The sequence below is a fragment of the Ottowia beijingensis genome (assembly GCF_013423955.1).
Taxonomy (GTDB): Bacteria; Pseudomonadota; Gammaproteobacteria; order Burkholderiales; family Burkholderiaceae_C; genus Ottowia; species Ottowia beijingensis.
The window spans coordinates 3,495,209-3,508,505 of the sequence record NZ_JACCKX010000001.1 but is presented as its reverse complement, the minus strand read 5'-3'; the positions used below and the strand labels follow the sequence as shown (position 1 = coordinate 3,508,505).

The 13,297-nt window shown below is 68.5% G+C and carries 9 protein-coding genes and 5 pseudogenes; 10 read left to right on the top strand and 4 right to left on the bottom strand.

Annotated elements, in window-relative coordinates; translation table 11 throughout:
• The first annotated feature begins 54 nt into the window (after nt 1-54).
• Together H0I39_RS17345 and H0I39_RS17340 are read left to right on the top strand one after the other, a co-directional pair.
• Complete coding sequence (locus H0I39_RS17345) at nt 55-294, top strand: GlsB/YeaQ/YmgE family stress response membrane protein (RefSeq protein ID WP_180551309.1); 240 nt, start codon at nt 55-57, stop codon at nt 292-294.
• Nucleotides 295-326: 32 nt separating this feature from the next.
• Nucleotides 327-896, top strand: coding sequence for a hypothetical protein (locus H0I39_RS17340; RefSeq protein ID WP_180551308.1), 570 nt, complete (start codon nt 327-329; stop codon nt 894-896).
• Nucleotides 897-938: 42 nt separating this feature from the next.
• Here H0I39_RS17340 and H0I39_RS17335 read toward each other — a convergent pair.
• Nucleotides 939-2,152, bottom strand: a pseudogene (locus H0I39_RS17335) (urate hydroxylase PuuD).
• 281 nt (nt 2,153-2,433) lie between these two features.
• On the opposite strand from H0I39_RS17335, the gene H0I39_RS17330 reads away from it, so the two are divergent.
• Complete coding sequence (locus H0I39_RS17330) at nt 2,434-2,592, top strand: hypothetical protein (protein WP_180551307.1); 159 nt, start codon at nt 2,434-2,436, stop codon at nt 2,590-2,592.
• Nucleotides 2,593-3,166: 574 nt separating this feature from the next.
• Here H0I39_RS17330 and xdhC read toward each other — a convergent pair.
• A pseudogene (gene xdhC, locus H0I39_RS17325) lies at nt 3,167-3,989 on the bottom strand (xanthine dehydrogenase accessory protein XdhC).
• 86 nt (nt 3,990-4,075) lie between these two features.
• Here xdhC and H0I39_RS17320 point away from each other — a divergent pair.
• Nucleotides 4,076-4,660, top strand: coding sequence for a hypothetical protein (locus H0I39_RS17320; RefSeq protein WP_180551306.1), 585 nt, complete (start codon nt 4,076-4,078; stop codon nt 4,658-4,660).
• A 139-nt stretch (nt 4,661-4,799) separates the two neighbouring features.
• Here H0I39_RS17320 and uraH read toward each other — a convergent pair whose 3' ends face one another.
• Nucleotides 4,800-5,153 (bottom strand): hydroxyisourate hydrolase, encoded by a 354-nt coding sequence (gene uraH, locus H0I39_RS17315; RefSeq protein ID WP_180551305.1) that lies wholly within the window; start codon nt 5,151-5,153, stop codon nt 4,800-4,802.
• Nucleotides 5,154-5,321: 168 nt separating this feature from the next.
• Between uraH and puuE the strand changes: the two genes are divergently transcribed.
• The 3 genes and pseudogenes from puuE to H0I39_RS17300 all read left to right on the top strand — a co-directional run bounded on the left by puuE (nt 5,322) and on the right by H0I39_RS17300 (nt 9,465).
• Nucleotides 5,322-6,278 (top strand): allantoinase PuuE, encoded by a 957-nt coding sequence (puuE, locus tag H0I39_RS17310; RefSeq protein WP_180551304.1) that lies wholly within the window; start codon nt 5,322-5,324, stop codon nt 6,276-6,278.
• 2 nt (nt 6,279-6,280) lie between these two features.
• A pseudogene (uraD, locus tag H0I39_RS17305) lies at nt 6,281-8,067 on the top strand (2-oxo-4-hydroxy-4-carboxy-5-ureidoimidazoline decarboxylase).
• 106 nt (nt 8,068-8,173) lie between these two features.
• A pseudogene (locus H0I39_RS17300) lies at nt 8,174-9,465 on the top strand (M20 family metallopeptidase).
• Nucleotides 9,466-9,860: 395 nt separating this feature from the next.
• On the opposite strand, the gene H0I39_RS17295 reads toward H0I39_RS17300, so the two are convergent.
• Nucleotides 9,861-10,073 (bottom strand): dodecin family protein, encoded by a 213-nt coding sequence (locus tag H0I39_RS17295; protein ID WP_180551303.1) that lies wholly within the window; start codon nt 10,071-10,073, stop codon nt 9,861-9,863.
• A 226-nt stretch (nt 10,074-10,299) separates the two neighbouring features.
• On the opposite strand from H0I39_RS17295, the gene H0I39_RS17290 reads away from it, so the two are divergent.
• The 3 genes and pseudogenes from H0I39_RS17290 to H0I39_RS17280 all read left to right on the top strand — a co-directional run.
• Nucleotides 10,300-12,105 (top strand): nitrite/sulfite reductase, encoded by a 1,806-nt coding sequence (locus H0I39_RS17290; RefSeq protein ID WP_180551302.1) that lies wholly within the window; start codon nt 10,300-10,302, stop codon nt 12,103-12,105.
• 12 nt (nt 12,106-12,117) lie between these two features.
• Complete coding sequence (locus H0I39_RS17285; RefSeq protein ID WP_180551301.1) at nt 12,118-12,525, top strand: DUF934 domain-containing protein; 408 nt, start codon at nt 12,118-12,120, stop codon at nt 12,523-12,525.
• Nucleotides 12,522-13,279, top strand: a pseudogene (locus tag H0I39_RS17280) (phosphoadenylyl-sulfate reductase); the annotation flags it as partial. The gene H0I39_RS17285 and the pseudogene H0I39_RS17280, both read left to right, overlap by 4 nt.
• Nucleotides 13,280-13,297 lie beyond the last annotated feature (18 nt).

Sequence of the window (13,297 nt, the reverse complement as noted above, 5' to 3'; positions counted from 1 at the left end):
GTTTCCGGGGTTAAAGTGCCCGCTGTCACAACAACCTCGGGAAGGGGCACTTTCATGGGCATCATCGTCACCATCATCGTCGGCTTCATCGTGGGCCTGATTGCGCGCGCCATCATGCCGGGCAACCAGAGCATGGGCCTGATCATGACCACCATCCTGGGCATCGTGGGTGCCATCGTGGGGCAGTTCGGTGCCAACGCCCTGGGCATGGCCGGCCCGGTGGGCTGGATCGGCTCGATCGTCGGCGCGATCATCGTGCTGCTGATCTTCGGCATGGTCACCAAGAAGCGCTGACCTCCTTTCACCACGGAAGAACCGGCTGCACCATGGCCAAGGCAAAGTCACCCAACGCAATGGAACTGGCGCGTGGCCACACGCGGCTGGAGCAGGCCGTGCAGCGCAGCCGCCAGATGCTGCGCAAGCGCGCCCTGGTGGCCGGTGTGGCCGGCATGGTGCCGTTGCCTGGTCTCGATTGGGCGGCCGATGCCGCCATGCTGGCGCAGCTGCTGCCCAAGATCAACGCCGAGTTCGGCCTGACGCCGCAGCAGATCGCCAAGCTGGACGCACGCGAGAAAGAGCGCGTGCAGAAGGCCATCGCCATGGTCGGCTCGGTGCTGATCGGGCGGCTGGTGACCCGCGGGCTGGTGCTGCGCGCCGCGCGCCTGCTGGGCATGCGGCTGACAACCGCGCAGGCAGCCAAGTACGTACCGATTGCCGGGCAACTGGTGTCGGGCGCGCTGGGCTATGCGGCGCTGCAGTACCTGGGCGAGCAGCACATCCGCGACTGCGTGCGCGTGGCATTGGCCTCGCCGCTGGCGCTGCCGGCACCCGAGGGCGTGCGCGAGCATCGCCAGGACCGCACGGTGCCGCTGGGCGCCGATGCCGCCACCACCTGACTGCAGCGCACCATGGGTCAAAAGCCGGCGTTGCCGGCTTTTTTATGGGGCGCGGCCCCGGCCCTCGAACCAGCGCGCCACCAGCGCGCGCTCGGCATCCGTCATGTGCGTCCCGTTCGACAGCGGCATGATGCGGCTGACCACCACCTGCTGGTAGATCAGTTGCGCGTGCTGCTCCACCTGCGCCTGCGAATCGAGGCGCAGGTTCTTCATCTGCACCGCCTCGCCGTGACACGACACGCAGCGCTCGGCCAGCACCGGCGCGATCTGCGCATAGCCCACGCTGGCCGGCAGCGCGGCACTGGCGGGCACGGGCGCGGGTTTCATCCAGGCGATCAGGCCCAGCAGCACCAGCACGCCGGCGGCCGCAAACGGCCACGGGTGGCGCGCACGGCCGTGGTGCCAGCCGTGGCGCTGCACGAAGAACTGGCGGATCAGCGCGCCCGCCGCCATCAGCAGGCACAGCACCAGCCAGCGTCGGGGGTGGCTGGTGAGAAAGCCGTAGTGGTTGCTGAGCATGGCGATCAGCACCGGCAGCGTGAAGTAGGTGTTGTGCACGCTGCGCTGCTTGCCGCGCTGGCCGTGGATGGCCAGCGCGCCGGCGTCATAGGGCTGGCCGCTGGTCATGGCCGCCACCACCTTGCGCTGGCCGGGGATGATCCAGAAGAACACGTTGGCGCTCATGGCCGTGGCCAGCATGGCGCCCACGATCAGGAACGCCGCGCGCCCCGCGAACAGATGGCACGCCAGCCACGACGCGAACGCCACCACCACGATGAGCAGCGCCGCCACGATGCGCTCGCCATGGGGCCGGAAGCCGAACACGCGGCAGATGGCGTCGTAGATGAACCAGAACGCCACCAGAAAACCCACGGCGGTGAAGCCCGCCGCCACGGGCGACCAGTCCAGCACCTGCCGGTCGACCAGGAAGGCACTGGCGTTCCACAGGTACAGCACGGCGAACAGCGCGAAGCCCGACAGCCAGGTGCTGTAGCTCTCCCAGTAGAACCAGTGCAGCTTGCTGTCGATGCCGCCCTTGGGCGCCACCAGGTACTTCTGCGGGTTGTAGAAGCCGCCGCCGTGCACCGCCCACATGGCGCCGTCCACGCCCTTGGCCTTCAGGTCGTCGGCGGTGGGCGCCAGCAGGTTGCTGTCGAGAAAACGAAGTAGAACGACGAGCCGATCCAGGCGATCGCCACGATCACGTGCAGCCAGCGCAGCAGCAGGTTGGCCCAGTCCAGCAGATAAGCGTCCATGCGCAATGCATCCTTCATGCGGCTCGCCACCGCGGGCGCTGCAAGCCGTGCAAGGTGATCGCGCTTGAGGCCGGCGTCTGCGGCCCCTGGGCACCGCTGCGATCGCCGCAAAGTGTACGCGCCGGCGGCCTGGCCGTGCGCCGGCGTCGGTTTTCTGCCGCGTTTGGCACGCCCGGGCCGGCGGTTTGAACGCCGGTCTGCCCGCGGGCGTGCCAAATCGGCGAAAATAGCGGGTTTTCCGCCGGCACGGCACCCACCACTTCATCACAAGGACATTCACCATGGGCAACAAGATCGTTACCGAAGCCATGCGCAAGGCCACCCCGCAACTGCCCGGCGCGCCCCGCATCAAGCAGGGCGCCGGCCAGAAGGGCAGCCAGGAGCGCGGCGTGCACACGCGCAACAAGAAGAACCCCGGCAAGCGCCCGCAGCAGGGCTGAAGCCGCCGGCCTGCGCGGCTGGCATGCACAGGGCGCCCGCGGGGCGCCTTTCATGACCGCGCCGCGCTCGATGACCTCGCCGCGCGGCCTTGATGACGGAATGATCCTAGAAACGGCAGTTGGATGCGCCCGAGCGTGCCGTGATGGGCGTGCCAGGCAAGGGCGAGTGCCAAGGGCGAGTGCCGCGGCTCCAGACGTGCCTGCGCACGTCTGGACGGCACGAGCGGCGCCGGACTCTGGCCGGCGCGCGCCCTGCAAGGCAGAGGACGCCGCTTCGCTACTGCCTGCAACGACGAACAACGCCGCATGGCGCGGCCAGCACGGTGCGATCGGGTGCATAGCGCGCTCACCCAACAGGTGAGCGTGATCGAAGCCGTGAAAGTCAGTGTTCATGCGGGTTACCCAAGGATGACAAGCGGTCAACTGCCGTTTCTAGGATGATGCCAGGGCAGGCCCTGACAGGGGGACTTGCCAGATTTTTAGATAACAAAAACAGCCTTTGGCGCCCGCCCATCGGGCGCAAGCAGCTTCTTTTTCAGGACTGCCGTTTGGCGCCAAATGGCTATCGCCTGTTTCAGGCTTCTGCGCCGTCGCCAACGCCTGCTTGCAGCAGCTGCGCCACCACCGCCAGCGCCACCACGGCGGGCTGCTTGCCGCGGATGCCGGGCAGGCCGATGGGGCAGGTCACGCGCTCCAGCTCGGCCGCCGAAAAGCCGCGCGCCTGCAGCCGGTGCCCAAAGCTCGCCCACTTGCTGCGGCTGCCGATCAGGCCGATGAAGGGCAAGTCGCCCCGCTCGCGCTGGCGCCGCAGGCAGGCGGCCACGATCTCCAGGTCTTCCGCGTGGCTGAAGCTCATCACCAGCACCTGGCTGCCCGGCGCCAGGTCGGCCACGGCGCGTTGCACCGGGTCGGAATGCTCGCAGCGCACGTTGGGCGGCAGCTCGGGCGGAAACACCTCGTCGCGGCTGTCGATCCAATGCAGATCGAACGGCAGATCGCCCACCAGTTGCACGATGGCGCGCCCCACGTGGCCGCCGCCGAACAGGGACAAAGGGCGTGCAGGCGTTGCCAAACGGGCGCGGACAGCTTCTGTTTTCGAAGCATCCAGCCGCTCGAAGCGCAGGTGCACCACCCCGCCGCAGCACTGGCCCAGGCTGGGGCCCAGCGGGTAGCGGTGCAGAGCACCGTCGCCATCACCCTGCCCCTGCAGCAGCGCGCGCCCGCGCGATCGCCTGGTGCTCGAGCTGGCCGCCGCCAATGGTGCCGACGATGGCGTCGCCGAACACGGCCATCCACGCCCCCACCTCGCGCGGCACCGAGCCTGCGGCGCGCGCCACCGTCACCAGCACGGCGGGTGCGGCGGGCAGACGTTGCAGCAGGGTGTGAAGCTCGCGCACGGCGACAGCGGTTTTCCGATTGACAAGGGCGAAGGCGCTGCTGACAGTATGCCCACGGCGCCGGCACCCGGGCCCAGAGGATGTCGATGCACAGCACCAATCGATCAGGCGCCGGCCTGCGGCCGAGCACGTGGCACGGCATGGCGGCACTGCTGCTGTGCGCGGGCGCGCTGGCCTGCGGCCCGGCCAGCGCACAGGCCACGGGCAACCAACGCCCCGCCGCTGCCAAGCCAGCCGCAGGCAAGGCCAGGCCCAGCCCCGTCAAGCCGCGCCGCCGCGTGCGCCCGGCCGCCGGCCAGGCGTCGGCACGGCCGGTGCCGGTGCCCGACGCTTCGGACGCCGCCACGGCGCGCGCCTACCGCCAGGATGCCGCGCGCCACCTCTACAGCCTGAACCTGGGCAGCATCTACAAAGGCCGCATGCCGCCGCTGCTGTACGCCGTGGGCGTGCTGCAGGTGCAGATCGACGGGCAGGGGCGGGTGGGCACCATCAACTGGATGCGCGCGCCGAACCATGTGCCGGAGGTGATGCGCGCCATCGAGCGCCTGGTGCGCGCGGCCGATCCGTTTCCGCCGCCCAAGCTGATCGGCGGTCTGACCTACACCGACACCTGGCTGTGGCACAAGAGCGGCAAGTGGCAGCTCGACACGCTGACCGAGGGCCAGGATTGAACCCATTGACGTTTTCTAAAAGCATGACAACGCGTGCCGCGCCAAAGAAAGCCCCTCTCCCTCTGGGAGAGGGCTGGGGTGAGGGCCGGCAGCGTGTCATGTATTACGGAATGATCAATAGGTTGAAGCCGCGGCCTGCCTACGACCCGCGGTAGGTCGAATAGCTCCACGGGCTGACCAGCAGCGGCACGTGGTAGTGCTGGCCTCCGTGCGCGATGCCGAAGTCGAGGTGCACCTCGTTCAGGAACGGCGGCTCGGGCAACTGCACGCCCCGGGCGCGGAAGTACGCTGCCACCTCGAAGGCGAGGCGGTAGGTGCCGGCCTTCAGGCTGGCGTCGTCCAGCAGCGGGCCATCGGGGTTGCGGCCGTCGGCGTTCAGGGTGACGCGTTTGAGCAGCGTGGCCGCATCGCCGTGCGTGGCGTACAGCGCCACCTGCATCGCCGCGGCGGGCGTGCCGTGCATGGTGTCGAGAACATGTGTGCTGAGGCCCATCGTCGGCTCCTGAAATCCACGATGGCCGCAGTGTAGGGATTCGGCGTGGATGCACCTATCATGGGGTCGCACATGCGGGCGAGCTGTTCAAGGCACGCCATGAAGGTTACCAATAAAAACCGGCTTCAGCGCCCGTCTGTCAAGTGCAAGCAGCTCCTCCAAAATAGCATGAAACCCTCGATCTACGACAGCACCGCACCCTACCCGCGCGACCTGCGCGGCTACGGCCGCGACGTGCCGCACGCGCGCTGGCCGGGTGGCGCGCGCATCGCCGTGCAGTTCGTGCTGAACTACGAGGAAGGTGGCGAGAACTGCGTGCTGCATGGCGACGCGGCGAGCGAGCAGTTCCTGTCGGAGATGTTCAACCCCGCCGCCTATCCCGATCGCCACCTGTCGATGGAGGGCATTTACGAATACGGCTCGCGCGCCGGCGTGTGGCGCATCCTGCGCGAGTTCGACGCGCGCGGCTGGCCGCTGACGGTGTTCGGCGTCGCCAGCGCCCTCGCCCGCTACCCCGAGCTGGCGCGCGTGTTCCAGCAGCGCGGCGACGAGATCGCCTGCCACGGGCTGAAGTGGATCCATTACCAGGACGTCGATGAGGCCACCGAGCGCGCCCACCTGGCCGAGGCGCTGGACACCATCGAGCGGCTGAGCGGCGAAAGGCCGCTGGGCTGGTACACCGGCCGCGACAGCCCCAACACGCGCCGCCTGGTGGTGGACGACGGCCGGCTGCTGTACGACAGCGATTATTACGGCGACGACCTGCCGTTCTGGATGAAGGTGCGCCGCACCGACGGCGCCGTGGTGCCGCACCTGGTGGTGCCCTACACGCTGGACTGCAACGACATGCGCTTTGCGCTGCCGCAGGGCTTCAGCCACGCCGAGCCCTTCTTCCAGTACCTGCGCGACAGCTTCGACGCGCTGTACGCCGAGGGCGACCCGCGCGGGCTCGACCGGCCCAAGATGATGAGCATCGGCATGCACTGCCGCCTGCTCGGGCGGCCGGGGCGCATCGCGGCGCTGCAGCGCTTCATGGACCACGTGGCGCGCCACCCCGACGTGTGGGTGTGCCGCCGCATCGACATCGCGCGGCACTGGATCGCCGAACATCCGCATCAGGAATGAGCATGCCCATCACCCTCGACCAACTCAATGCCGCCTCGCCCGAAGAAGCGGCGCGCATGCTCGACGGCCTGTACGAGCACACGCCTTGGATCGCGGCCGAAGCCTTGAAGGAACGGCCCTTTCAATCTCTTGCGCACCTGAAGCACGCGATGGCGCAGGCGCTGGCGCGCGGCACGGCCGAGCAGCAACTCGCGCTGATCCGCGCCCACCCCGAGCTGGCGGGCAAGGCCATGGTCGCGCATACGCTCACGGCCGAATCGACCCACGAGCAAGGCCAGGCCGGCCTCACCGACTGCACGCCCGAGGAGTTCGCGCGCATCCAGCAGCTGAACGCCGACTACAACGCGCGCTTCGGCTTTCCTTCATCCTGGCCGTGCGCGGGCCGCGCGGCACGGGTTTGACCAAGGCGCAGATCATCGACACCTTCGCGCGGCGCCTGGGCAACCACCCCGAGGTCGAACGCGCCGAGGCGCTGCGCCATATCCACCGCATCGCCGAGATTCGCCTGGCCGACAGGTTCGGCGCCGAGCCGGTGCTGGGCAACCAGGTCTGGGACTGGCACGAGGCGCTGGCCCGGCACAGCGACCCGGGCTTTGCCGAGCACGGCCAGCTCACCGTGACCTACCTGACCGACGCGCACCGCGCCTGCGCCGCGCAGATCAGCGAGGTGATGCGCGCCGCGGGCTTCGACGCCGTGCACACCGACGCCGTGGGCAACGTGGTCGGCCGCTATCACGCCGACCCGTCGGCGAAGAACGCCAAGACCCTGCTCACCGGCAGCCACTACGACACCGTGCGCAATGGCGGCAAGTACGACGGGCGGCAGGGCATCTTCGTGCCCATTGCCTGCGTGCAGGCGCTGCACGGTGCAGGGCGGCGCCTGCCGTTCGGCATCGAGGTGGTGGCCTTCGCCGAAGAGGAAGGCCAGCGCTTCAAGGCCGCCTTCCTGGCCTCGGGCGCGCTGATCGGCGCGTTCGACGCAACCTGGCTCGACCAGCAGGATGCGGATGGCATCAGCATGCGGCAGGCCATGCAGCAGGCGGGCCTGGCCATCGACGACATCCCCAAGCTCAAGCGCGATGCGGCCGATTACCTGGGCTTCATCGAAGTCCACATTGAGCAAGGCCCGGTTCTGAACGCGCTGAACCTGCCGCTGGGCGTGGTCACCTCCATCAATGGCAGCCTGCGCTTCGTGGGCGAGTTCGTCGGCCAGGCCAGCCACGCCGGCACCACGCCCATGGACCGCCGCCGCGACGCCGCCTGCGCCGCGGCCGAGCTGGCGCTGTACCTGGAAGAACGCGCTGCGAAAGACGGCGACTCGGTCGCCACCATGGGCCTGATGAATGTGCCGGGTGGATCCATCAACGTGGTGCCCGGCCGCTGCGCCTTCAGCCTGGACCTGCGCGCACCCAACGACGCGCAACGCGACGCGCTGGTGGCCGATGTGCTGGAGCGGGCGCAACAGATCGGCACACGCCGTGGCGTGGCCTGCACGCTGGAGGAAACCATGCGCGCCGACGCCGCGCCCAGCGACCCGGCCTGGCAGCAGCGCTGGGAGCGCGCGGTGGCATCGCTCGGCCTGCCCGTGTTCCGCCTGCCCAGCGGCGCGGGGCACGACGCCATGATGCTGCACCGGATCATGCCGCAGGCCATGCTGTTCGTGCGCGGCGAGAACGGCGGCATCAGCCACAACCCGCTCGAATCGACCACCGCCGACGACATGGAACTGGCCGTGCGCGCCATGCAGCGGCTGCTGGATGACCTGGCGGCCGAGTTGGCCGGGGTTTGAGCCGCCCCAACACCCATACGCAGAGGACGCAGAGGTTTCGCAGAAGGCGCAGAAGAAGCCATTTTTTCGGCTTTCTTTTGCGTCCTCTGCGAAACCTCTGCGTCCTCTGCGTACTACTGCAGCCTACCCAAAACCCAAAAGTCATGAACCAGCCCCCTACACCGCCCTCGACGCCTGGATCGACCAGCACTTCGACGAACAGGTCGCCTTTCTGCAGCAACTGGTGCGCGTGCCCACCGACACGCCGCCGGGCGACAACGCGCCGCACGCCGAGAAGACCGCCGAGCTGCTGCAGGCCTTCGGCTACACCGCCGAGCGGCACGCCGTGCCCGCCGCCGAGGTGCAGGCCTGCGGCATGCAGAGCATCACCAACCTGATCGTGCGCCGCCGCTACGGCGATGGCGGCCGCACCATCGCGCTGAACGCGCACGGCGACGTGGTGCCCCCGGCGAGGGCTGGACGCACGACCCGTATGGCGGCGAGATCGTGGACGGCCAGATGTTCGGCCGCGCCACGGCCGTCAGCAAGAGCGACTTCGCCACCTTCAGCTTCGCCGTGCGCGCGCTGGAGGCGGTGGCGAAACCCACGCGCGGCGCCGTGGAACTGCATTTCACCTACGACGAGGAGTTCGGCGGCGAACTGGGCCCCGGCTGGCTGCTGGCGCAGGGTTTGACAAAGCCCGACCTGATGGTCGCCGCCGGCTTCAGCCACGAGGTGGTGGTGGCGCACAACGGCTGCCTGCAGCTGGAGGTGACGGTGGAAGGCGAGATGAGCCACGCCGCGATTCCCGATTCGGGCTGCGACGCGCTGCAGGGCGCGGTGCACCTCATGAACGCGCTGTATGCGCTGAATGCCGATTACAAGAAAGTGGCCTCGAAGGTCGCCGGCATCACCCACCCCTACCTCAACATCGGGCGCATCGAGGGCGGCACCAACACCAACGTCGTGCCCGGCAAGGTGGTGTTCAAACTCGACCGCCGCATGATCCCCGAAGAAGACGCGGCGCAGGTCGAGCAGTCGATCCGCGACACCATCGCCCGCGCCGCGGCCAGCTACGCGCCGCCGCGCGGGCAGGCCGGCATCCGCGTGGGCGTGCGCCGCCTGCTGCTGGCCCAGGCGATGACGCCGCTGCCCGGCAACGCGCCGCTGGTCGAGGCGATTCAGAAGCACGGTGAGGCGGTGTTCGGCGAGAAGCCGCCCGCCGTGGGCACGCCGCTGTACACCGACGTGCGCCTGTACGTGGCGCGCGGCATCCCCGGCGTGATCTACGGCGCCGGCCCGCGCACCGTGCTGGAAAGCCACGCCAAGCGCGCCGACGAGCGCCTGAGCCTCGACGACCTGCGCCGCGCCACCAAGGTGGTGGCGCGGGCGCTGGCTGATCTGCTCTCGCATCGGTAGCGCGCAGCGCCGCCCTGGCGCAGCCATGCGGGGCCTTGCAGGCCGCCTGCGCGCCTCAATCAGGCGATAGCCTATTGGCAACGAATGACAGTATGAATAAATGAGCTGCTGGCGCCCGTTGACAGGGCGCTGGAGCCTTTATTCGACCTTGAAAAATTCTGAAGGCCCCCTGCCTCGCCATGATCTTCGGCTGCGCCCACAGCGCCGACGAAAACGCCGGCCCTGTGGCCGGCTGCAGCGTGCGCGTTCGCGCCGCTTGTTCTCTTCTCAGATCGACGGAGGCTTCGACTTCGTCATTCCGGCGCAAGCCGGAATCCAGACGACGCGCGCGCCGAGGGCATGGCTCCCGGCCTTCGCCGGGATGACGGTGATGGACGTTTTGAAGTGGAATTGAATTACTTGTCCACCGCGCCGACCACGAAGGTCACGTTCATGTTCACGCGGTATTCGGTGATCTTGCCGCCCGAAATGACGACCTTCTGCTCCTTGATCCAGGCGCCCTTGACCTGGTCGATGGTGTCGGCGGCGCGGCTGACGCCGGTGAGGATGGCGTCCTCGAAGCTCTTGGTGCTGGAGGACGAAATTTCAATGACTTTGGCGACGCTCATGGGATGGCTCCTGGGTGAATGCGGCCCGGCTCGGGCCTGGGTTGCGAAAAAGCCCTGCCACCTTAGGCCGCGCCCCGCCCACGCCCTGTGGGCCAGCGCCTGACAAGCGCGTCAGCCCAGGGCGCGCGCTTGCTTATGCCAATCCGGCATATATCAACAACTAAGTATTGGTTTGTTTTGGCATAAGCCGTCGGTACATTGCGCGCTGATTCAAGGCACCGCCACGATGTACCAATACACCGATTTCGACCGCCAGTTCGTCACCCTGCGCGCCCAGCAGTTCCGCGATCAGTTGGAGCGCTGGCAGCGCGGCGAACTCACCGACGAGCAACTGCTGCCGCTGCGTCTGCAGAACGGCTGGTACATCCAGCGCTACGCGCCCATGGCCCGCATCGCCGTGCCCTATGGCGAGATCAGCAGCACGCAGTTGCGCATGCTGGCCCGCATCGCGCGCGAGTACGACCGGCCCGACGCCGACCTGCTGGCCCACGCGCAGCAGACGCAGGACGCACTGCAGGCCTCGCAACCCGGCCTGACGCTCGCCGCGCCGCCGCTGCGCTACGGCTACGGCCACTTCACCACGCGCACCAACGTGCAGTTCAACTGGATTCCGCTGGACCGCGCCGCCGACGTGATGGACCTGCTGGCCAGCGTGCACATGCACGGCATCCAGACCAGCGGCAACGCCATACGCAACATCACCTGCGAGGCGCTGGCCGGCATCGCGCCCGACGAGATCGTCGACACGCGCCCCTTCGCCGAAATCCTGCGCCAGTGGAGCACGCTGCACCCCGAGTTCGCGTTTTTGCCGCGCAAGTTCAAGATCGCCTTCAACGGCGCCGCCGAAGACCGCGCCGCCACCGGCTGGTACGACATCGGCCTGCAGGCGCTGACCAACGACGCGGGCGAGGTCGGCTTCACCGTCAAGGTGGGCGGCGGCATGGGGCGCACGCCGGTCATCGCCCCGGTGGTGCGCGACTTCTTGCCGTGGGACCAGTTGCTCAACTACATCGAGGCCGTGGTGCGCGTCTACAACCGCTATGGCCGGCGCGACAACAAGTGGAAGGCGCGCATCAAGATCCTGGTGAAGGCCGAAGGCCAGCGCTTCATCGACGAAGTGGAGGCTGAATACCGCGCCATCGTCGAACAGGACGGCGCGCCGCACACCATCACGCCCGCCGAGCTGGTGCGCGTGCAGGCCAGCTTCGTGCAACCCGAGTTGCGCCGTGCCAACCTGCCGTCCGAGGTCAGCATCACCGCCAGGCCCTTCCAGCGCTGGCTGACGCAGAACGTGCGCACGCACCGCATCGCCGGGCTGTCGGTGGTCACGCTGTCGTTCAAGCGCCCCGGCTGGGCGCCGGGCGATGCCGATGCCGACACGCTGGATGCGCTGGCCGATCTGGCCGAGCAGTTCAGCGCCGGCGAGGCGCGCCTGACGCACGAGCAGAACCTGCTGCTGCCCTGGGTGCATTCGGGCGACCTGCCCGCGCTGTACGAAGCCGCCAAGGCGCTCGGCCTGGTGCAGCCCAACATCGGCCTGCTGACCGACCTGATCGCCTGCCCCGGCGGCGATTTCTGCTCGCTGGCCAATGCGCGCGCCATCCCCATCGCCGCCGCGCTGACCGAGCTGTACCAGGACATCGACGAGGTGACCGACCTGGGGCCCATCGACCTGCACATCAGCGGCTGCATCAACAGCTGCGGGCACCACCACAGCGGCCACATCGGCATCCTGGGCGTCGACAAGGACGGCAAGGAGTGGTACCAGGTCACGCTGGGCGGCAGCGATGGCTCGGCGTTGTCCGGCCCCGCCACGCCGGGCAAGGTGGTCGGGCCGTCGTTCAGCGCCGCCGAGGTGCCGGGCGTGGTCGAGGCCATTCTGGACACCTACCGCGCGCTGCGCAGCAGCGCCGCCGAGCGCTTCATCGACACGCTGCGCCGCGTCGGCCACGAGCCGTTCAAGCAGGCCGCCAACGGCGCGCGGCATGGCGAACACCGCGCCGCGCACCAGCATGAAGAAGCCACCGCCTGACAGAGAACAACTATGAAAATAATAGCTTCCGGCGCATATCAGACGGGCGCTGACGGCCAAAATGCCTTGAAATTAGCGAATGACGCTGACCTGGCCGCGCTGGCCGCGGAAGGCGCGTTCGAGGGCGTCGAGCGCATCGAACTCGACTTCCCCAAGTTCACCGACGGCCGCGCTTTCAGCCAGGCCGTGCTGCTGCGCCGCCGCTTCGGCTTTGCCGGCGACATCCGCGCCACCGGCGATGTGCTGATCGACCAGCTGGTGCAGATGCACCGCAGCGGCTTCACCAGCGCCGTGCTCGCACCCGGCGTCGACGCGGCGGCGGCCGAGCGCCAGTTCGCGCGCTACAGCGCCTTCTACCAGGGCGATGCATTGCAGCCGCGCCCGCTGTTCGCGCGCGATGCCGCGCCGGAGGCCGCATGAACGCCTTCACGCCCCTGCCCGGCGCCGCCGCGGCTTCGGCCATCGCGCTGTACGCGCAGCCGTCGGCCAACTTCGACGCCAAGTTGCGCGAAACCGTGGTCACGCTGCTCAAGGCCGCGGCCACCGGCCCCGTTACCCAGGCCAGCAGCCTGGGCGCCGAGGACATGGTCATCACGCACCTGATCAACGCCCACGCGCTGCCGATCGAAATCTTCGTGCTCGACACCGGTGCGCTGCACGCCGAAACGCTGGCGCTGCTCGAGCAGCTGAAGGCACAGCAGGCCACGCGCCCGCACGCGCCGCTCACCGTGTACCAGCCATCGAATGAACAGGTGGTGCAGTTCGTGCAGCGCGAGGGCGCCGACGCCATGTACCGCAGCATCGAATTGCGCAAGGCCTGCTGCGGCATCCGCAAGATGGCGCCGCTGGCCCGCGCGCTGGCCGGCAAGAAGGCCTGGGTGACCGGCCTGCGCCGCGAGCAATCGGGCGCGCGCGCCGACGTGCCGCTGGTCGATCGCTCTGAATTCGAGAGCAAGGGCCTGCTCAAGTACAACCCGCTGGCCGACTGGACCTGGGGAGACATCTGGCACTACATCGCCAGCCGGCAGGTCGCCTACAACCCGCTGCACGACCAGTTCTACCCCAGCATCGGCTGCGCCCCTGCACTCGCGCCGTCACCCTGGGCGAGGATTTCCGGGCCGGGCGCTGGTGGTGGGAAAGTGAAGACCTCAAGGAATGCGGTTTGCATGTCAAACCGCATGCGGCGGCACCA